The sequence below is a fragment of the Roseateles sp. genome (genome assembly GCF_039595295.1).
GTDB lineage: Bacteria > Pseudomonadota > Gammaproteobacteria > Burkholderiales > Burkholderiaceae_C > Roseateles.
On the sequence record NZ_JBCNLU010000026.1, the window covers coordinates 1 to 20,801 of the forward strand.

Annotated in this window: 15 protein-coding genes and 1 pseudogene; 9 read left to right on the forward strand and 7 right to left on the reverse strand. The window is 69.2% G+C overall.

Annotation, left to right across the window (positions count from 1 at the left end):
- Positions 1–106, reverse strand: a pseudogene (locus tag ABDW59_RS17510) (MarR family transcriptional regulator); the annotation flags it as partial.
- Positions 107–153: 47 nt separating this feature from the next.
- Between ABDW59_RS17510 and ABDW59_RS17515 the strand changes: the two are divergent.
- Positions 154–1,575 (forward strand): alpha/beta fold hydrolase, encoded by a 1,422-nt coding sequence (locus tag ABDW59_RS17515; RefSeq protein WP_343631384.1) that lies wholly within the window; start codon positions 154–156, stop codon positions 1,573–1,575.
- 166 nt (positions 1,576–1,741) lie between these two features.
- On the opposite strand, the gene ABDW59_RS17520 is transcribed toward ABDW59_RS17515, so the two are convergent.
- Positions 1,742–2,140: a hypothetical protein gene (locus ABDW59_RS17520; protein WP_343631386.1), complete on the reverse strand. Its 399-nt coding sequence runs from the start codon at positions 2,138–2,140 to the stop codon at positions 1,742–1,744.
- A 231-nt stretch (positions 2,141–2,371) separates the two neighbouring features.
- Between ABDW59_RS17520 and ABDW59_RS17525 the strand changes: the two genes are divergently transcribed.
- Genes ABDW59_RS17525 through ABDW59_RS17535 form a run of 3 tightly spaced genes read left to right on the forward strand, consistent with a single transcriptional unit; the run spans position 2,372 to position 5,509 of the window.
- Positions 2,372–2,857 carry a VOC family protein gene (locus ABDW59_RS17525; protein WP_343631388.1) on the forward strand — a complete coding sequence of 162 codons (486 nt, stop codon included), beginning with the start codon at positions 2,372–2,374 and terminating at the stop codon, positions 2,855–2,857.
- 44 nt (positions 2,858–2,901) lie between these two features.
- A complete protein-coding gene (locus ABDW59_RS17530) occupies positions 2,902–3,237 on the forward strand; it encodes a hypothetical protein (protein WP_343631389.1) in 336 nt (111 codons plus the stop codon).
- 34 nt (positions 3,238–3,271) lie between these two features.
- Entirely contained in the window at positions 3,272–5,509 is a 2,238-nt protein-coding gene (locus tag ABDW59_RS17535) for a TonB-dependent receptor (RefSeq protein WP_343631390.1), read from the forward strand.
- A 30-nt stretch (positions 5,510–5,539) separates the two neighbouring features.
- Here ABDW59_RS17535 and ABDW59_RS17540 read toward each other — a convergent pair whose 3' ends face one another.
- The 5 genes from ABDW59_RS17540 to ABDW59_RS17560 all read right to left on the reverse strand — a co-directional run bounded on the left by ABDW59_RS17540 (position 5,540) and on the right by ABDW59_RS17560 (position 14,693).
- On the reverse strand, positions 5,540–6,439 hold the full coding sequence (locus ABDW59_RS17540) for a glycoside hydrolase family 16 protein (RefSeq protein WP_343631391.1): 900 nt from the start codon (positions 6,437–6,439) through the stop codon (positions 5,540–5,542).
- Between the two features lie 22 nt (positions 6,440–6,461).
- On the reverse strand, positions 6,462–7,745 hold the full coding sequence (locus tag ABDW59_RS17545) for an extracellular solute-binding protein (RefSeq protein ID WP_343631393.1): 1,284 nt from the start codon (positions 7,743–7,745) through the stop codon (positions 6,462–6,464).
- 16 nt (positions 7,746–7,761) lie between these two features.
- Entirely contained in the window at positions 7,762–9,165 is a 1,404-nt protein-coding gene (locus ABDW59_RS17550) for a glycoside hydrolase family 30 protein (RefSeq protein WP_343631395.1), read from the reverse strand.
- An 80-nt stretch (positions 9,166–9,245) separates the two neighbouring features.
- Positions 9,246–11,537: an aminotransferase class V-fold PLP-dependent enzyme gene (locus tag ABDW59_RS17555; RefSeq protein WP_343631397.1), complete on the reverse strand. Its 2,292-nt coding sequence runs from the start codon at positions 11,535–11,537 to the stop codon at positions 9,246–9,248.
- 180 nt (positions 11,538–11,717) lie between these two features.
- Entirely contained in the window at positions 11,718–14,693 is a 2,976-nt protein-coding gene (locus ABDW59_RS17560; protein WP_343631399.1) for an insulinase family protein, read from the reverse strand.
- 177 nt (positions 14,694–14,870) lie between these two features.
- On the opposite strand from ABDW59_RS17560, the gene ABDW59_RS17565 reads away from it, so the two are divergent.
- From ABDW59_RS17565 to ABDW59_RS17585, 5 genes are all read left to right on the forward strand, one after another.
- Positions 14,871–15,347, forward strand: a complete 477-nt coding sequence (locus tag ABDW59_RS17565) for an Lrp/AsnC family transcriptional regulator (RefSeq protein ID WP_343631401.1) — start codon at positions 14,871–14,873, stop codon at positions 15,345–15,347.
- A gap of 213 nt (positions 15,348–15,560) precedes the next feature.
- The gene (locus tag ABDW59_RS17570; RefSeq protein ID WP_343631403.1) at positions 15,561–16,091 is read left to right on the forward strand and encodes a spore coat U domain-containing protein; all 531 of its coding nucleotides are present in this window, start codon (positions 15,561–15,563) and stop codon (positions 16,089–16,091) included.
- 263 nt (positions 16,092–16,354) lie between these two features.
- On the forward strand, positions 16,355–16,645 hold the full coding sequence (groES, locus tag ABDW59_RS17575; RefSeq protein ID WP_343631405.1) for a co-chaperone GroES: 291 nt from the start codon (positions 16,355–16,357) through the stop codon (positions 16,643–16,645).
- Between the two features lie 179 nt (positions 16,646–16,824).
- Entirely contained in the window at positions 16,825–18,462 is a 1,638-nt protein-coding gene (groL, locus tag ABDW59_RS17580) for a chaperonin GroEL (protein ID WP_343631407.1), read from the forward strand.
- Positions 18,463–18,724: 262 nt separating this feature from the next.
- Positions 18,725–20,782 (forward strand): DUF1631 family protein, encoded by a 2,058-nt coding sequence (locus ABDW59_RS17585; protein WP_343631409.1) that lies wholly within the window; start codon positions 18,725–18,727, stop codon positions 20,780–20,782.
- Positions 20,783–20,801 lie beyond the last annotated feature (19 nt).

Consider the following 20,801-nt stretch of genomic DNA (forward strand, 5'->3'; position numbering starts at 1 on the left):
TGAGGCTGAACTCGGAATCCAGCAAGCCCTCGTTCAGCACGCCGATGCGGCGCGTGTAAAAGCGATTGAAGCGCCGGACGGCTTCGATGCGGTCGATGTCTTGCATGGCCGGATGCTCGGCCATTTACTTGCTTTTGGCAAGTATCTCGCTCGTTGGGGCTTCACCTCCCGGGGGAATCGAGCATTGCCGCGGCGACGCTGGCGACGCTGGCGACCGGCGCGATCGCGCAGACGGCGCCGGCGCCGCTCGCCAAGCCGACCGCCGAGGACTTCTTCCGCGATCCGCAGATGCGTCAGGTGAGGCTCTCGCCCGATGGCCGCTTCCTGGCCTTCGTCGTCAACAAGGGCGCCAGCGCCATGCCGGTCGTCGCCGACATCGACAACGGCATGAAGTCCACGCCGGTGGCCGGCTTCCAGGATGCCGACGTCGGCAGCTACGCCCGGGTCGGCAACGAGCGGCTGGTCTACACCTCCCGGCAGAGCCAGGGTGATCGATGGCGCAACATCCACAGCGCCGGCCTGTGGGCCGTCAAACGGGATGGCACGGAGCAGCGACAGCTGATCCACGCGATGTATGGGGCCGACGGGCAGACCAGCTCTCTGGTGGCCAGCCGGCAGCTGCTGGGTCTGCACTTCGAGAACGACGCGCCGACGAGCCACTGGTTCGAGCCCCGCCTCAAGCAGTGGCAGGCGGAGATCGACAAGCGCCTGCCCGGCCGCGCCAACCACATCGACTGCCGCCGCTGCCTGCGCACGGGGCGGCTGCTGGTGAGTTCCTCCTCGGACCAGCAACCCACTCAGTACTTCCTCTTCGACACGGCCAAGGGCGCGCTGGCGATGCTGGGCTCGTCGCGGCCCTGGATCCAGGGCGCGCAGATGGGTCAGCGCGACCTGCACCGCATCCCCGCGCGCGACGGGCTCGATCTGCCGGTCATGGTGACGATGCCGGCCGGCAAGGCCGCCGGTCCGCGGCCGGCGGTGGTGCTGGTGCACGGCGGCCCCAGCATGCGCGGCACGCATTGGACCTGGGATGAGGAGGCGCAATTCCTGGCCAGCCGCGGCTACGTGGTCATCGAGCCGGAGTTCCGCGGCAGCACGGGCTACGGCGAGAAGCTGTTCAAGGACGGCTGGAAGCAATGGGGCCTGGCGATGCAGGACGACGTCAGCGACGCGCTGCAATGGGCGGTCAAGCAGGGCTGGGTGGATGCGAAGCGGGTCTGCATCGAGGGCGCCAGCTATGGCGGCTATGCGGCGCTGATGGGCCTGATCCGGGACCCGGACCAGTACCGATGCGCGGTGAGCTGGGTCGGCGTGACCGACTTGAACTACCTGGCCTCGGACGAGTGGAGCGACCTCTCCGATGTCTGGCGGACCTACGGCATGAAGACCATGGTCGGCGATCCGGTCAAGGATGCGGAGCAGCTCCGGCAGACCTCGCCGCTGCGCCGCGCGAAGGAGATCCGCCAGCCCGTGCTGCTGGCCTACGGCGGCACCGACCGGCGCGTCACGCTGCAGCACGGCCAGGACCTGCGCTCGGCGCTGGAAGCCGCCGGCCATCGCCAGGTCAGTACGTGACCTACAACGACGAGGGCCACGGCTGGCAAGCTCGCGACCAAGGTCGACTTCTACGGCCGCATGGAGCGATTCCTCGCCGAGCACCTCGGCACCGGCGCGGAGCGCGCCGCGGAGGCGGCGCCCGCCACGCAGGTCGGCTCACGCTGAAGGACGGCGGTGCTCGCGCTCAGCGCGGCGCCGCGGTCCCCACGGCCTTCAGCGCCGCGACGGCGCGCGTGTGCGCCTGCACCAGCGCCGGCGACTGGTCGAAGCGGCGGCCATAGCGCTGCTTGAAGTCATCGGCGCTGTCGCGGTCCAGGCTCAGCAGATCGCGGGCGCGCTGGGCGACGGCCAGCGGCGTTTGGTCCGCATCGGAGGCGCCGTCGATGGCCTCGTCCAGCATGGTGATCAGGCGGCTCAGCGGCTCCAGCCAGCGCATTTCGTCGCCGAAGGCCATGACTTGCAGAAACTCTCCGGCGCTCTGCGGACCGTGGGTCTTCTCGTAGTCGCTGCGCTCCAGGTCGACCAGACCGCGATGCAGGTCGAGCAGGCTGCTGCGAAGTTGTTGGCAAGCTTGGGTGGACATGGCGTGAGGCCCGGCTGATGAAACGGTCGCCAGCTTAGCGCCCGTGAGCCTCGGGCGCCTCTCTCCCTGGCCACGCCCTTCCCTGCCAGATGGGAGAGGCGTCAGCAATCGAGGAATGCCGGTTGCCGCGAATCCCTCGGCTGCGAGGATCGCAGTCACCGGCGCCTCGCCGCCGGAACCGGGCCGCCGCACACGATGCGCGCGGTTTCCCCTCATGAGCCGGAGACAAGCATGACCGCCACCGCCAAGAACACCGTCTGCGTCTGGTACGACAAGGACGCCGAAGCCGCCGCCAACTTCTACGCGAAGACCTTCCCCGACAGCCGCGTCGACGAGGTCATCACCGCGCCGGGCGATTTCCCCTCCGGCAAGCAGGGACAGGTGCTGGTGGTGAAGTTCACCGTGATGGGCATTCCCTGCGTCGGCCTGAACGGCGGGCCGGGCGTGCAGCACAGCGAGGCCTTCTCCTTCCAGGTCGCCACCGACGATCAGGCGGAGACGGACCGGCTGTGGGACGCGATCGTCGGCAACGGCGGCAAGGAGAACGTCTGCGGCTGGTGCTCGGACCAGTGGGGCATCCGCTGGCAGATCACGCCGCGCGTGCTGACGGACGCGCTGTCCGACCCCGACCGCGCCGCGTCCAAGCGCGCCTTCGACGCCATGATGACCATGGGCAAGATCGACGTGGCGAAGATCGAGGCGGCGCGCAGGGGGTGACATGAGCGACATCGCGCCTTGACCGGGGCCAGGTCTTGCTGACGATGTCCACGGATGATTTACAGTCCTCGCCGGTCGACGTCAGGGAGGCGTCGACGTCATCCTTCAGCCGCTCGCGTCCCCGATGGCGCGACGAAGAGAAGAACGAACTCATGAAGCCGAAGAAGACCCTGGTGCGGGTGGGAGCGCTGATCGCCGGCATCCTCGTCGCCGCCGCCGCCGGCCACGTGGCCGCTCGCGCCTACGAACAGGATCGCGCATCCCTCGTCCCTGTCGATCTCAGCATCGACTTCGATCCAAAGGCCTGCCACGCCCGCTGCATGGAAGAGATCAACGACCGCCAGAAGTGCGATCGCATCTGCGATCCGAAACAGAAGTAAGCCGCCTCAGAACGCGGCTCCCGAGGGAGCAATCTTGAAAGACCACATCGCCACCGGCGCTCTGATCGCCGCGGCGGCGCTATGCGCCGCCGACGCGCTCGCCCAGACCGCGCCGACCGCCGCACCGTCCCCAACTCAATCCCGCTCGTTGGAGAAAGTCGAAGTCACCGGCGCCGCCTCCGACACCGCGCAGCGCGAGGCCTTCGTCGCCGGGCGCATCGTGATCGGCCGCCAGGCCATCGACAAGAGCGGCGTCACCACCGTCAAGGAGCTGCTGCGGCGCGAGCCCTCGGTCACCGTGTCGGCCAGCGGCCGCATCGGGCTGCTGGGCCTGCCGGGCTACACGCAGATCCTGGTCGACGGCGTCGCGCCGCAACCCGGCCGAGACCCGATGGAATCGGACCTGGTCCACATCGAGCGCATCGAGATCGTCAAGGGCTCGGTCGCCGAGTACGGTCCCTTCGGCATTGCCGGCACGATCAACATCGTCACCCGCCGCACCGAGCGCGTCGCCAGCGAGACCCTGCGCCTGGGCGCGCAAGGCGGCGCGAATCACGTCAATGCCGATGGCGCCTGGTCGCTGAGCTCGGTCGACAAGCAGACCGGCACGACGCAAAGCCTGCGCATCTCCGCGCGCGACGGCGAGAGCATCGTGCGCACCCGCACGCAGAGTTACTACTCCTTCGGCGGCTGGGGCAACGGCCGACCCGATCGGCGCGATGAGCGCCAGCATCAGCGTCGCACGCAAGCCCTGGTGTCCGGGAACGTCGGCTGGCGCGACACGCCAACGCGCGAGTTCTCCGTCGATCCGAGCCTGCTGATCCTCGCGCTACGCAACCACGGCGACGAGCAGTACACCGACGGGTCGGGTGACGGCCAAGAGGACGCCCGCACCGCCGCGCGCAGCGTGCTGGTCAGCGTCGGCCTGGACCTCAGTTGGAAGGAGCGCTTCGCCGACGGCAGCCGCCTGCAGCTGCGCGTGTCGCCGGGCTGGATGCAGGTCCGCCGCCGCAACCTGCGCGAGGACGGTCTAGGCAGCAGCGGCAGCGACGACCTGCTGCGCGAGAACCTGCGCCAGCAGCACGCGCGCAACGACCACCTGAAGCTGGACTACTCGGCCGCCTCGCCCAAGGACCACGACATCAAGCTCGGCCTGGGGCTGGGCCGCAATGACGGCGGCCAACGTGTCGACGCCTGGCTCAACGGCGGCGTGGATGACACGCTCACACCCTTCTTCGGCCATGTCGGCAGCGCGCGCACGCTGCGCGCCAATGCCTTCATCCAGGACGACTGGCGCCTGAATGCGCAGTGGGCGTTGAACGCCGGCCTCAGCGCCGACTGGCGCGACGTCGATCAGGCCGACGGTCCGCTGCACAGCGCCAGCCGATTCACCGTGCTGGCGCCCTCGCTGAACCTGGCGTGGAAGCCCGCCGACGGCGGCCGGCAGCGCATGCGGCTCAGCCTGGCGCGCACCGCCAAGCTGCCGGACGCCGATCAGCTCAGCGTCCGGCCGACGATCAACCCGCTCGCGCCCTGCTCGCCGCTGGGCGTCTGCTGGGCCAACGGGCCTGATCAGGCCGACACCGCCGGCAATCCCGAGCTGCGACCCGAGAAGGCCTGGGGCCTGACCGCCTCGGTCGAGCAGTACATCGGCAAGGACTCCACGCTGGGGCTGGACGTCTTCGCCCGCCGCATCGAGGACCTGATCGGCAGCGAGCTGCTGCTCGCCACCGTGCCCTGGGCCGTGCAGCAGCGCTACATCAGCCGGCCGGTCAACTTCGGCAAGGCGTGGACCACCGGCGTGAGCCTGGATGCCCGCATGAAGGCGCCCGAGTTCATAGCCGGCGCGCCCAAGCTGGAGCTGCGCACCGGCCTGACCTGGGCGCGCTCGCGCGTGTCCACGGTGGCCGGTCCGGACAACCGCCTCGACGAGCAGTCGCCGTGGTCGGGCAAGGTCGGCGTGCGCTGGGAGCCGGCAGCCTGGCCGGCGGAGCTCAGCATCGACATCAACTGGCTGCCGCCCGTCTGGCGCCGCGCCGACGAGACGCGCCTCACGCGGACCGATCGCCGCGTCGACGCGGACCTGCAGATGGCCTGGACGCTGTCGCCCAAGACCAAGCTGCGCGGCACCATCAACAACCTGCTCGGCCGCGATCGCCGCAGCGAGGACTGGTTCAAGCTGGTCAATGCGGTGAACGCCGAGTCGCTCAACCGCTCGGTCGTGACGCGCGGCGACCGGCGCTTCGGTGTGACGCTGGAAATGAAGCTCTGAGGCCAAGGCGGCGCGTCGCGCTGCGCTCGATCACTTCGGCGCCTGATAGACGCGGACGTGCTCGATCTCGTAGCGGATCGGGAAGATGCCATCGTCGATCGCTCCGCCCAGGTCGCCGCCGATCGCCAGGTTCAGGATCAGGAACTGCGGCTTGTCGAAGGGCCATTGCGACGGGCCCTGGCCCAGATTCGGATAGGCCGCATGCACCTGACCGTCGACGCCGAAGCGGATCTCCTGCGGCGTCCACAGCATCTGGTAATCGTGGAACCGGCCGCAGGCCGTCTTCAGCACGCGGCCGTCGCCGACGCCGTGACCGCCGTGGCCCGAGCTCGTGTGCACCGTGCTGAAGACCCAGTCGGGCTTCTGACCCATGTGCTCGAGGATGTCGAGTTCCCCGCTCGCCGGCCACTCGCCCTGGCTGCCCAGCATCCACACCGCCGGCCAGGTCCCTTGCCCGCAGGGCAGCTTGGCGCGGATCTCGAAGTAGCCGTAGGTCCACTCGGCGTTGCCCTTGGTGATCAGGCGCGTCGAGGTGTACTGCTGGCCGCCCCAGTCGGGACGCGAGGACAAGGCCTCCTTGCGCGCGGTGATCACCAGTTTCCCGTCGATGAGCGCGGCGTTCTCCGCGCGCGGGCCCGAGTAGTACTGCTTCTCGTGGTTGTGCCAGCCCTGCTTGTTCATGCCGGTGTCGTAGTCCCACTTCGACGCGTCGGGCAAGGGGCCTCGGCCGTCGAATTCATCGGACCAGACGAGCCGGTAGCCCGCCGGCAAGCCGATCGCGCCGGACGCCGCGCCGCCCTTGCCGGTCGCGGTCTGCGGCGCGGGCGGGCTCTGCACCGAGGCGCAGCCCGCAGTCGTGCCGATGGCGATCGCCGCGATCAGCGGCACGGCGGCATGACGCCGCGACAGTCGTTCCTGCTTCGAGCTCAAACGGAATCTCCCAGGCGATGGTTCAACGCTTGGCGCGCAGCGCGAGCAGCTGCTCGGCGTCGGCCAACGCGGTCTTGATGGTCTTTTGCCCGCGCAGCACCTTGTCGAGCTCGGTCTGCACGACCTCCTCGGCAAACTTGTTTTGCTTGTGCACCGGCATCGCGGTGATGCGCAGCGCGTCGTCGCGCCACAGCAGCCGCGCGCGCTGACCCGCGAGGAACTCCACCGGCTCGCTGAAGAAGGGATCGGCATGCACGTCGCGCAGTGCAGGGAAGGCGTCGTAGCGCTTGAAGGCCTGCAGCTGCTGCTGGGGATCGAGCGTCATCAGCTGGATGAAGTCCCACGCCAGCCGCTTGCGCTGCGGCGCCGACTTGCGCGGGATCGCATAGAAGGTGCCGCCGTAGGCCGAATGCGCCCCGCCCGGCAGCGAGGCCGCGCGCCACAGGCCCTTGGTCTCCGGCGCGACGAAGCTGTTGAGCTGCCCCACTAGCCAGGCGCCCGAGAGCTCCGTCGCCAGCCGGCCCTGCTTGAAACCCGCGCCCCAGTCGTTGGACCAGGCCTGCACCTTGGCGTCCAGCCCCAGCTGCCGCGCGCGCAGCGCGACCTCGAAGGCGCGCTCGAAGCGCGGCGAGTTCACCAGCACCCGCGAGTCCACGTCGAAGTACAGCCCCTCGCCCGGTCTCAGGCCGTCGGCGATCAGGATGTCCTTGATCTCTTGTGCGTTGGCGATCAGGTAGGCGCCAGTGCGCGCCTTGATGCGCTCGCCCGCGGCGACATAGCTGTCCCAGCTGCGGGTGAGGTCCTCCGGCCCGACGCCGGCGCGGTCGACGATGTCCTGGCGGTAGAGCATGGTGCCGGGACCGATGTCCGTGGGCATCGCGACCACCGCGCCGTTGCGCGCGATCGCCTGGTCGTAGGCATAGGGCACAACCCGCGCGCGATGCGCCTCGACGCCGTAGGGCGGCTGGCGCAGGTCCTCCAGTCCGCCGCCCTGCGCGAAGCGGCCGACATAGCTGGACTCCAGCGCCATCACGTCCGGCAGCCCGACGGCGGTCGACAGCGAGGTCGTCATCGCGGTGTGATGGTCGACGTATTGGCGCATCAGGATGCGCAGCTCCACGTCGGGATGCATCGCGCGCCAGGCCGGGATCGCGGTGCGGGCGATCTCGTCGACCAGGGGGAAGGCGGCGACGGTCAGCACCTCGGCGGGCTGCGCGCGGGCGGGAACCACGATGAGGCTGGGCAAGGCCGGCAGCGCCATGCCCGCCAGCCAGGTGCGGCGCCGGATCAGCTTGGGATGTTTCAAGCGCGTGGCCTCGTCGTCAGCGCGGCAGCGCGTAGCTCGCGATCGCGCGGGGCGGGAGATCGGCGACGGCCGCCTGCCCGTCGACGTTGAGCAGGAATCGATGCGCCCGCTCGCTGCGATTCATCACGACGACGGCGATCGTGCCGTCCTCGTTGATGGCAGCGGTGCACTCCAGGTCCTGACTGCTCGCCGAGCAGAGCACGCGATGCGCGCCCGGGCGGATGAAGCGGCTGAAGTGGCCGAGGTAGTCGTAGGAGCTCTGCGGCATCAGCCGGTTGCTCTCGCGGTCCGCGAGCATGGGCGCGCTGCACAGGTTGCCGACGTGGTTGGGGCCGCCGGTCTCGTCCAGCAGCAGGTTCCAGTCGATCCAACCGACGGTCCAGCGGTTGAGGTCGTTGATGACGCTGCGGGCGTAGCGCTCGCCGGTGGCCCAGGAGCCGATGTGCGGCCCGCCCTCTTGGCAGCCTTCGGTGAACAGCAGCTGCTTGTCGGGATAGGCGTCGTGCAGCAGCTGAACGTGATCGAAGTGGTCCTCGACGTACCAGTGGAAGCCGCAGCCCCAGACGTACTTGGCGGCCTCGGGGTCGGAGTAGACAACGTCGGCGCGCTGCACCATCTGGTCGCGGTTGTGGTCCCAGACGACGATGCGGATGCGTTCAAGACCGGCGGCGTGCAGCGCGGGGCCGAGGTGGTCGCGGACGAAGTCGCGTTCCTCTTCCGCGCTGTAGAGGCAGGAGTCCCAGCGCTGCTTGGCGTCGGGTTCGTTCTGCACGGACACGCCCCAGATGGGCACGCCTTCGGCCTCGTAGACCTGGATGAATCGCACGTAGCACTGGGCCCAGGCGGCGGCGTATCGCGGCAGCAGTTTGCCGCCGTTGTTCATCTCGCCGTTGGACTTCATCCAGGCCGGCGGGCTCCACGGGGAGACCAGCAGCTTCATCGGCGTCGGCGCGATGGCTTGGGCCGCCTTGATCATGGGGAGCAGCGCGCGGCGGTCGCGGTCGATCGCGAAGTGGGCGAGCGCCTCGTCGCCGGGGACCTCCGCGTGGGCGTAGTTGCCCAGCGAGAAGTCGCAGCTGTTCATGTGGACGCGGTTGAAGGTGTAGCCGTGTCCGGCGTTGGCGTCGAAGTAGGCGCGAAGGAGCGCGTCGGCTTCGGCGGGGGGCAGGCGTTGCCAGGTGGTCGCGGCGGCCTCGGTGAAGGCGCCGCCGAAGCCTTCGATGCGTTGGAAACGCTTGGAGGAATTGACGACCAGCTTGGGCATGCCGGCGATGGCGGGGTCGCGGGTCAGGTCGGCCGCTTGGTGCAGCGCGAGGTCGGGTTGCGGGGCCAGGCGCGTGGAGGTTGCGAGGTCCGCGCCTTTTGCGGACAGGGTCCAGCGCAGGGACGCGCGCGCCCCCGCCGTGTTTGTCTCCGTCATGGGATGCCTCTTGTCGGGTCGAAATGCGCGCTTATGAAAGCGCTTTCATGACGCGAGCATAAAGGCTGTGGGCGGGACGGTCAAATCGCGAACGCCAACCCCTCCGCCGGCACCGCGATCTTCTCCGCGTCCCACAGCGCCAGCCCCCCTTCCAGGCTCCACGCCTGCGCATGCCCAAAGCGCCTGAGCGCCTTGGCCGCCTGCGCACTCCGATTCCCGCTGCGGCAGAAGAAGATCACCGGCACCTCCGCCGCCAACGCCGCCCATCGCGGCATCGCATTCAACAGCGTCGACAGCGGCACCGACTCGGGCGCCAACTCCCCCGTCGGGCTGAGCCGGACCTCATAGTCCTCGCGCACATCCACCAGCACCGGCGCCACCGCACCGCGCAGCACCCCCCGCAACTCCGACGCGCTCATCTCCACCCGCTCCACCGCGCGCGAGCATTCCACCCGCGCGCCGCACGCCATGGTCTGGTACTCCGTCGGCGGCAGATCCCGCTCCAGCTCCGCCTTCTCGGCCGCAAAAGCCTCGGCGCTCAGCCGGCCCTGCAGCACGCCGTCCAGCAGCGGCTGCGCGCGCGATTCGATCGCCAACGTCGTCGCATAGCGGTCGTCATAGTCATGCCCGGGCAGCAAGGTCGCGCCCACCCCCACCTGCCGCGCCAACGTCTTCAACGACGGCCCGTAAGCCAGCGGCGCGCTCTGCGCGAAGTCGCTGCGCCCCAGCGCGCCCGGCATCACCGTATCGCCGACGAAAGCGGCCAGCAGCGCATCCGCGCCATACGCCTCGCGCAGCACCTCGTGCAGCAGATACGCGGTCGAGTCTTCCGTATGCCCCGGCGTCGCCAGCCGCGTCAGACGCAGCGTGCCCAGCGCAATGAACTCCCGATCCACCGGCCAGCCCAGCCCGTCGACGCGCTCATCCTGCGCCTCCGCCGCGAGCAGATCCCGCGCCGCCGCGCGCAGCACCGGCGCGGACGAGGCGTGGTCGCCATGGCTGTGCGTGTCCAGCACCGCCACCAGCGCGATCCCTCGACATCGCATCCATTGCGTCAGGCGCTCGGTGAGCTCCGGCAGCGGATCGACGACCACAGCGCGGCGGCTGGCCTCATCCGCCACGACGTAGCAGCACGCGCCGTCCACGACAAATCGCGTGAACCGGTCCGCATGACGCGGCGCCTCGTCCGCCGACGGAATCTGGCAGCTCGCGCGCAGCGATTCCCCGCACGCGCGCAGGCGGCGGCAGGCTTCGGCGATCGTCGCCTCGGCATCGGCGGCGCCGAAGGACAGACGCACCGCCGCGGCCGTGCGCCAGGCCGGCAGGCCCATGGCCTCCAGCACATAGCTGGGCTGCGCGCGCGACGCGCCGCAGGCCGATCCGCCGCTCACCCGCAAGCCGGCGGCGTCGAACAGATCCAGCAGCAGCTTGGCGCTGAGTCCAGGAACCGACACGTTGAGCGTCGTCGGCAGGCTGAGTTCGAAAGGCGCGTTGAACACCACGCCCGGGAAGGCGTCGCGCAGCGCGTCGGCGAGCCGATCGCGGCGCTCGGCCAGCGCCTGCGTCGACGCAAAAACCTCGCCCGACTCCAGCGCCTTCAGCACCGCGCCCAGCGCGGCGATGCCGGCCATGTTCTCGGTGCCCGAGCGCAGCGCCCCTTCCTGCCCGCCGCCGGCGATCAGCGGCGTGAAGGGCGCGCCGTCGCGCACGTAGAGCATGCCGATGCCCTTGGGCGCGTAGAGCTTGTGTCCCGAGAAGGGCGCGTAGTCGATGGGGCGGCGGTCCAGATCCAGCGCCAGCTTGCCCAGCGCCTGCACGCCGTCGACCAGCCACAGCGCCGGGCTGCCGCGCAGCGCCTCGGCGATGCCGTCCAGATCGCTGATGACGCCGGTCTCGTTGTTGGCGGCCATCGTGCAGACGAGACCCGCTTGCGGCGCCTGCTCGCGCAGCCAGTCCAGGTCATGGCGGCCGTCGAGTCCGACCGGAATCGCCACGACCTTCAGATGCAGGCCCAGCAGCGCGTTCCAGTGCTTGAGCGCCTCGGGCACGGCCTTGTGCTCGGTCGCGCCGTAGAGCAGCTGCGGCGGCAGCGACTCGCCGGTGTCGCGGCGGCGGCGCAGCGCGGTCAGCGCGGACAGCACCGCCGTCTGGATGCCCTCGGTCGCGCCGCTGGTGAACAGCAGCCGTCCGGTCGAGGCGCCCAGCACCCGGCGCGCGGTGGCGCGGGCCTCGTCGAGTACCGCGCGGGCCCGCAAGCCGCTGCCGTGGATGCTGCTGGGGTTGCCGAAGGCCTCCGCCATCGCGGACAGCGCGGCGGCGCGCGCCTGCGGCAGGACAGGGGTGGTGGCGTTGGCGTCGAGATAGATTTCCATGGGGAGGAATTGTCGGAATGCGCCTGAGGAATCTACGTGCTAAATCCACCTCGACACCGTCCGCTTACGACAATTGATTCCAATACTTATGAGCAAATCGAAATTGGATTTCTCGCATCCCGAAAGCGTCAGGTCCGGTTCGCCGCAAACGCATTCAAGGCGAACCAGATTTCGGTCTGCTCAGACGCGGGCCGGCTCAAGCGCCGCGGCGCCCGGAGCGACCGATGCGGCCGGCGCGCGCAGCACCTCGACGGGCTGCAGGCCCGCGAGGTCCTGATCGGCCGTGGTCGCCGCAGCGGCGCGGCTGGGCCGTCCGCGCTTGAGCCACAGATCGGCGGCGCGATGCACTTGCTCCAGCGTGCAGTCCAGGACGGCATCGCGATAGGCCGCGCGCTGAGCGAGCGTCACGCCGCGCCGCGCGAGCCGCACCGCCTCCATGCCCTGGCCCTGCGGGGACAGCGGCTTGTCCAGGCGCTTGACGACGCCCAGGATCGCTTCCTCCAAGGCCTCCTGCGAGTACTCGGCGGCGAGCAGCTCATCCAGCGCCGCATGGAAGTCGGCGTAGGTCGCGGCCAGACGCGGATCGCGGTAGGAGCTCATCGTGAACAGGCCGTCCTCGCTGGAGTAGCCCGCCGAGCCGCCGTAGGCGCCGCCCTCCTCGCGCAGCCGGCGATGCAGCACGCGGTGGGTGAGCAGCTCGGCCGCGAGCGCCAGCGGGGCCGCGTCGGCGTGCGTCATGCCGGGCGCGGGCCAGGCGATGAAGCAGTGGTTGACCTGACCGGACAGCAGCAGCGCCGCGTTGGCGGGCTCGGCCGTCGGGCTCGCGCCCGCAGCGGGCGTCGAAGCGGCAGCACCGGCCTGCGGCGGCACCAGTTCGAGCAGGTCCTCGGTCAGCGGCTGCGACGCGACCCAGGTGATCCGGCGCGGCGCGGCGAGCAGTCGCGCCTGCAATCCGGCCAGCGTCGCGGCGACGCGCGCGGGGCCGTCGGCTTCCTGCAGCTGCGCCTTGAGCGCGTGCAGGAAGGGCAGCGAGGCCACGCCGCGCGTCGCGTCATCGAAGGCCTGCCGCGCCGACAACGGCGCCGTCGCGGTCAGCGAGGCAAGACGGTCGCTCTGGTTGGGCAGCCCGGTGAGGCGGTCCTCGACCAGACTGCGCGCCAGGAAGGCGATGCGCTCGATCTCGTCGAAGCGCGGCGCGTCGGCCCAGGTGCGGATGACCTCGACCAGATCGGCGTGTTGCTCCTGCAGACCGCTCGCATGGATGCACAGGCTGGTGATCAACTTCCCCTTCGACTCGCCGTTGACCGTCTCCTGGGCCGCGTCGTCCGCCGTGTCCTTGCCCGCGCCGACCAGCGCATCCAGATAGATGCTGAAGCCCGGCACCTTGCGCTGCCGCCACGCGGCGGCCTGCTCATAGCCCATGTCGCCGGCGCCGAGTTCGCCGACCATGTCGACATACAGCGCAAGCCACGGCCAATCGGCGCGCTCGAATCCGCCCAGGTCCACCGCCAGGGTCGCGTAGCTCACGCCGTTGGACGCCACCTCGACCGCGGCGACGCCCGGACGCGGCTCGCTGATCGCGGGCACGCGACGCGGCTCGCGGCTCAGGTCCTGCGGCCGGATGCGCGGCAGCATGTCGGTCCGGCTGCCCTGGCTGCGATGCGCGACCAGCGCCGCGTCCTCGTCGGCGATGCGCTTCAGGTCTGCGTCGCTCAACAGCGCGGACTGCGCGACAAGACGCTCCGCCTCGATGCGGCCGCGTTCGCTGGCGAAAGTGGCATCGGGCAGGATGCGCGCGACCAGGAAGGTCTCATGCGCCAGCAGCTCGCGCACCAGGCGCTTGAAGGTCTCGGGATCGGCGAACTCGCGCTCCAGCACGGCCAACACCGCCTCGTTGTCGAAGGCGGGCAGCACGTCGATGCCGTACATCAGCGCGGGCACGGCGCCCAGCAGCCGGCTCAGCGCGTCGGGCATGCCGCCGCCGCGGATCTCGCGCTGGCTGACCCGCATGTCGCGGATCGCGGCCTCGAAGACGCTCGCGGGGACGCCGTCGCGCGCCGCCGCCTCCAGCGCCCGCAGCATGCAGGTGCGCGCGGGCTCGATCTGGTCCTCGGTCAGGCCTTCCATGCCGAGGTGGAAGCTCAGCTGACGCGCGCCTGGGTTGACGCCGTTCATCCGCGAGGGGCGGCCGAAGCCCGCGCTCTCCATCGCCTTGAGCACCGGCGCCGACGCATCGCCCAGCAGGCCGCGCGCCAGCAGCTGGAAGCGCGCGGTGGACAGCGCGTCGCGGCTCTCGCTCATGCGCCAGGCCAGTTGCACGCCGAACTCGTCGGCGCGGGCCTCAGCGGACGGGATGCGAATGTCGGTCAGGCGGGGCTGGGTCCAGGCCGGCGCCAGACCCGGCATGCGCAGCGGCTGGCGGCCGGGCTTGCGCTGCAGCACCTGCTCGGCAATGCGCGCCTGGATCTCGGCGGCCTCGATGCGCCCGGCCGTCAGAAAGAAGGCCTGCGAGGGGTGGTAATGCGAGGCGTGGAACGCCAGCAGCGCCTCATGGGTGAGCTCGGGGATCACCAGCGGATCGCCGCCCGAGTCCACCGCATAGGTCGTGCCCTCGAAGAGAAGCGCGTCCAGGCCCCGGTCCATGATCCGCATCGGATTGCCGTAAGCGCCTTTCATCTCGTTGAGCACCACGCCCTGGTAGCCGATGGAGGCGCCCGACGAGGCGCCGTTCACCGGCTTGACCACATGGCGCCAGCCCTCCTGCCGGAAGCTCAGGTAGTCGAGCTTGGGGAAGAAGGTGGCGTCCAGGTAGACGTCCATCAGGTTGAAGAAGTCCGCGCGGTCGGTCGTGGCGAAGGGGTAGACGGTGCGATCGGCGTAGGTCATCGCGTTCATGAAGGTCGCCGTCGAGCGCCTCATCATCGCGAAGAAGGGATCCGCCACCGGGAAGCGCTCCGAGCCGCACAGCGCCAGGTGCTCCAGGATGTGGGCGCGGCCGTCGCTGTGCTCGGGCACGGTGGGGAAGCCGACCAGGAAGGCCAGTTCGTCGGACTCGGTGCGCAGGTGCACGTGGCGGGTGCCGGAGGCCTCGGCCACGTATTGCTCCAGCGTGGCCTGGAGGACGGGAAGCGGGTGTCGGCTGACAAGGGTGAACATCTTGAGAATTCCTCTTTTCTTGATGCCGCGAGGATAGGGAACGCCGGGCGCGGCAAGCAGGACGGTTGGCGCCAAGCATCGCAGAACTGTCCTGCCGACACCGACAGTACGGTCGACCACGCCCGGCATGCAGAATCACGCCCGACTCTCCACCGGCGCCAACCCATTCCCATCCTCATGAGCAAAGCGAAACTGGATGCCATCGACCGCAAGATCCTCGCGGTGCTGCAAGACGACGCGACGGTCCAGATCGCCGACTTGGCCGCCCGGGTCGGCCTGTCGCAGACGCCGTGCTGGCGCCGGGTGCAGCGACTCAAGGAAGCCGGCGTCATCACCCGCGAGGTCGTGCTGGTCGACCGGCACGCGGTCAATGTGGGGGTGACGGTGTTCGTCTCGATCAAGACCAACGTCCACGGCCAGGGCTGGTTCGACCAGTTCCGGGCCGCCATCGAGTCGATTCCCGAGGTGGTCGAGTTCTACCGGATGAGCGGCGACGTCGATTACCTGCTGCGCGTGGTCGTCCCCGACATCGCCGCCTACGACCAGGTCTACAAGCGTCTGATCGCCGGCACCCAGCTCTTCGACGTCAGCTCCAGCTTCGCCATGGAGGAGCTGAAGTTCACCACGGCGCTGCCGTTGTCCTACATCGATTGAGCCCGCGCCCGCGGCGCTCCCTCTGAACGCCGCCCTCCCCGCCCCGGCGGTCCCTCGCGACCTCGGGGTTACCCGCTCCTTCCGGGCCTGACGGCTGTCGGCGCATTGCCTACAGCGGCCTTTCGGATTCCCCCGACCCGACCTCCCGCGATCCGCTTCTGCAAGTCACAAGGCGTAACGCCGACGATTTGTCCATCGCAAACAGGGGGTCACATGAACAAGTTCTCGAGCAAGCAAGTCAAGCGTCTGGTCGTCGGTCTGGGCATGGTGGTCGCCTCGGTCGCCGCGCAGATGTCGGCCAACGCGCTGACGGCGACGAACACCTTCCAGGTCACGGCCACCATCACCAGCTCCTGCACCGTCTCGGGCAGCACGCTGAACTTCGGCAGCACCATCGACCCGCTGGCCACCGCGGTGCCGCTGGATGGGAGCTCGACGCTGACGGTCACCTGCTCCAACACGACCCCCTACGCCGTGTCGCTCAACGCCGGCACGAACGCGGGCGGCGCGTCCAACTTCACCGCCCGCACGCTCAAGAGCGGCTCCAACACCCTGGGCTATCAGCTGTACCTGGACTCGGGCCGCACAACGGTCTGGGGCGACGGCACCGCCAGCTCCAGCACCAAGTCCGGCACGGGCTCCGGCAGTGCCCAGTCGCTGACCGTCTACGGCCGCATCCCGTCGCTGAGCGGCGTGGTCCCCGGCACGTACACGGACACGGTGACCGTGACGATCACGTATTGATCGCCGTCACCTTCGGACCGCGTCCTCGGGCGGGCCGTCCTCATCGGGCGGCCCGCCCTTTTTCCTGGGCTGACGGGGCAGACTTTCCCTGGCCCTTGAAACGTCAAACCGCGTCCATATAATCTGCTGCTAGCACTCGCGATGGTCGAGTGCTAACAAGCCCCGGGCCGCAGTCGCGGGGCTTACTTCTTGTGATGGGCTGGTCGGGCGATGAGCGCACGACGGGTCCAGGAATCAAGTCCGACACAGTCAAGGAGATCTGGATGAATCTGCGTCCTCTGCACGATCGCGTGATCGTTAAGCGCCTGGAAAACGAAACGAAGACGGCCTCCGGCATCGTCATCCCCGACAACGCCGCCGAGAAGCCCGATCAGGGCGAAGTGCTGGCTGTCGGCCCGGGCAAGCGCAACGACAAGGGTGAGTTCGTCGCCCTGAACGTCGCCGTCGGCGACCGCGTCCTGTTCGGCAAGTACTCGGGCCAGACCGTCAAGGTCGATGGCGACGAACTGCTGGTCATGCGCGAGGAAGACCTCTTCGCCGTCATCGCCAAGTAAAGCTACTGCGCGGCGCGCTGGCGTCGTCGGGCGGTGCTGGGGATCCTCACGTACTCAAGTACGTTCCAGTCCCTCCGCTCCGACCTCCTGACGCGCCCACCGCTCGCCACGCTTTCCTCGGCAATGACCCGAGCGTCGGCGTGGCAGTCAATTCATAGATCAGATTTCGGAGAATTCTCATGGCAGCAAAAGACGTTGTCTTCGGCGGCGAGGCCCGTGCCCGCATGGTCGAAGGCGTGAACATCCTGGCCAACGCGGTCAAGGTCACGCTGGGCCCCAAGGGCCGTAACGTGGTGCTGGAGCGCTCCTTCGGCGCTCCCACCGTCACGAAGGACGGTGTCTCGGTCGCCAAGGAGATCGAGCTCAAGGACAAGCTCCAGAACATGGGCGCCCAGATGGTCAAGGAAGTCGCTTCCAAGACTTCCGACAACGCCGGTGACGGCACCACCACCGCCACCGTGCTGGCCCAGGCCATCGTCCGTGAAGGCATGAAGTACGTGGCCGCGGGCATGAACCCGATGGACCTGAAGCGCGGCATCGACAAGGCCGTCGCCGCCCTGGTCGAGCAGCTGAAGAAGGCCTCCAAGGCCACCACCACGTCCAAGGAGATCGCCCAGGTCGGCACGATCTCGGCCAACTCCGACGCGGACGTCGGCGAGATCATCGCCAAGGCGATGGACAAGGTCGGCAAGGAAGGCGTCATCACCGTCGAAGACGGCAAGAGCCTGGACAACGAACTCGACATCGTCGAAGGCATGCAGTTCGACCGCGGCTACCTGTCGCCCTACTTCATCAACAACCCGGAAAAGCAGTCGGCGATCCTGGAGAACCCCTTCGTCCTGCTCTACGACAAGAAGATCTCCAACATCCGCGACCTGCTGCCGACGCTGGAAGCCGTCGCCAAGTCGGGCCGTCCGCTGCTGATCATCGCCGAGGAAGTTGACGGCGAAGCGCTGGCTACCCTGGTGGTCAACACGATCCGCGGCATCCTGAAGGTCGTCGCCGTCAAGGCCCCGGGCTTCGGCGACCGCCGCAAGGCCATGTTGGAAGACCTGGCCATCCTGACCGGCGGCAAGGTGATCGCCGAGGAAGTCGGCATGTCGCTGGAGAAGGTCACGCTGGCCGACCTGGGTCAGGCCAAGCGCGTCGAAGTGGGCAAGGAAAACACCACCGTCATCGACGGCAACGGCTCCAACGACGACATCCAGGCGCGCGTCAAGCAGATCCGCGTCCAGATCGAGGAAGCCACCAGCGACTACGACCGCGAGAAGCTGCAAGAGCGTGTGGCCAAGCTGGCCGGCGGCGTGGCCGTCATCAAGGTCGGTGCCGCCACCGAAGTCGAGATGAAGGAAAAGAAGGCCCGTGTCGAAGACGCGCTGCACGCCACCCGTGCCGCCGTTGAAGAAGGCATCGTGGCCGGCGGCGGCGTCGCGCTGCTGCGCGCCCGTCAAGCCGCTGGCGAGATCAAGGGCGACAACGCCGACCAGGACGCCGGCATCAAGCTGATCCTGAAGGCCATCGAAGCCCCGCTGCGCGAGATCGTCTACAACGCCGGCGAGGAATCGTCGGTCGTCGTGAACGCCGTGCTGGCCGGCAAGGGCAACGAAGGCTACAACGCCGCCAACGGTACCTATGGCGACATGATCGAAATGGGCATCCTGGATCCGACCAAGGTGACCCGCACCGCGCTGCAGAACGCCGCTTCGGTCGCTTCGCTGATGCTGACGACCGAATGCATGGTCGCCGAATCGCCGAAGGACGAGTCGGCCGGCCCCGCGATGCCGGGCGGCATGGGCGGCATGGGCATGGACATGTAAGTCCCGCGCGACCGACACGGACGGCTGGGGGCTCGCTTCCGCCGCCCGTTCGATCGCACGACAAGGGGTCGCTTCGGCGACCCCTTTCTCATTGGCGGGTTCCGTCGTTCGGGCCGACTCGGGCGAGGCGATTGCCCGAGCGCAGGCCGTGCTCGCGTTCAGGCCGCGTGAAGATCGCCCCCCGGGTTCAGGCCCCCACCGCCCCGGGGGCTGTCACCGAAACAAGGGGCGCTCATAATGCGGCCGAAAATTGAACACCAAGATGGTTCCATCGCCCCATCCCTCCCTCGCTTCCATCGTCGACGCCGCCCTGGCCCATGTCCCGGCGCTGTCGCATGCGCTCTACAACGGCATTCAGGATGAGCTCAAGAGCCGCCTGGAGCACCATCAGCTGCTGGCCGGCTGGTCCAAGCGCCGGGCGCAGTTCGCCCCCGACCTGGAGGCGTCGCTGAACCAATTGCTCGCCGTCGCCCGCACGGGCCGGGATCCGCTGCACCGCGACCGCCCCGCCGCGGCTGACTTCAGCGACCTCAAGCTCAGCTTGGTGGACGAGAGCCAGGCGCTGAAGGACGTCGCGATCGCACACGTCATCACCGCCATCGAGGACCATTCCCGTGCCGAGCTGCATCAGCTGGGCAACTTCTTCGCCGCACTGCGCGGCATCGCCCGCCCGCTGAAGAACGACAACCCGCTACGCGCCGCCGTCTTCGCGCAAGCGCTGTCGCGCGCGATCGAGGGCGTGGACCTGGATCCCGAAGGCCGCGCCGCGCTGATGCGCATCGCCGCGCACCCGCTGGCGATCAAGCTGCAGCCGATCTATGCACAGCTCTGCGCCGAGTTGCGCCAAGCCCAGCTGGGCGGCTTGCTGACCAGCCATGGCAGCGCACTCAAGGAATCCGACCTGCGCCAGCGCCAGTTCAAGACGCTGACCGAGAGCGCCACCCCCGCGCCGACGCCCGCCGCGACGCTGGACCAGGTCGCCCTCAAGCTGGACCTGATGAACACCCGCGCGGCGTCGCTGCCCCCGGCGGTCGCGCCTGCGGCGACGCCGCCGGTGGCGATGCACCTGGGCCCGGGGACCGGCGCGCCGGGCTCGGACCTGCTGTCGCGGCTCTACGACCAGATCCTGGCCGACGACCGCCTGCAGCCGCCGCTCAAGGTATTGATGGGCCGGCTGCAGGTCGCCATCGTGCGACTGTCCCGCGAGGACGCCAGCCTGCTGCGCCGTCAAGAGCATCCGACCTGGTTGCTGCTGAACCGCATCGCCGCGCACGGCGCGGGCTTCCAACGCCCGGACGACGCCGACCTGCGCGCCTTCCTGAGCTTCCTCGAGAAAACCATCCAGCCGCTGCTGGACTCGGCCCATCCGTCGGCGTTGCAGTTCCAGCAGGCGCTGGTGCAGGTCGACGCCCACATCCGCGCCGAGGCCGAAGCCCGCGGCCAGCGCAGCGCCGTGGCGCTGGAGCGCCTCGACCGCGAGCAGCGCCGCCAGGAGTGGAAGCGCATGCTGCGCGACCAGCTCCAGCACCAGCTCGACGACGCGCATGCCGGCAAGCTGATGCGGCGCTTTCTGCTGGGCCCCTGGGTGGAGGTGATCGCCCAGGCCATGGTCCAGCACGGCCGCGACGCGGTGCACGCGCAGTCCACCATCGAGCTGGTCGACGCGCTGCTGCACAGCGTGCAGCCGCATGAGGACGAGGCCAGCCGCCAACGCCTGCGCGCGCAGCTGCCGGCGCTGATCCGCGCGTTGGACCAGGGCATGGATTCCATCGCGCTTCCGCAGATCCAGCGCCAGGCCTTCATGGACGAGCTGATGCGCCAGCATGGTCGCGTGCTGCGCGGCCTGCCCGCCGTGGAGGAGGCCGAGGCACCGCCTGCGCCGGCGCCCAAGGGCCCCGCCCTCACGCCCGAGGAGGTGCTGCAGCAGCTGCTCGACGAGCGCGAATCGCAACTGCCCTCCCGCTGGGCGCATGAGCGCGTGGACCGCGGTCAGCTGCCGACGGTGCCGGTCGCGCTGTACAGCGAGGAGCACTCGCCGCATGCTCGCGCCGCCTTGCAGGACTGGATCGCCAGCGTGCAGATCGGCGGCTGGTACCACCTGTTCCTGCAGAGCGAATGGATCACCGCCCAGGTGGCCTGGATCAGCGACAGCCGTCAGCTCTTCCTGTTCGTCGGCCAGATGCCCGACGAGCGCCACTCGATGACCCGCGGCGCGCTCGAACAGCTGGTGGCCAACGGCCTGATCACGCGCCTCGAGGAAGAGGCGTTGTTGCAGCGCGCCATCGGCACGCTGATGCAGGATCTGGACCGCGCGGGCTGAGCGCGGCTCGGTCACAATG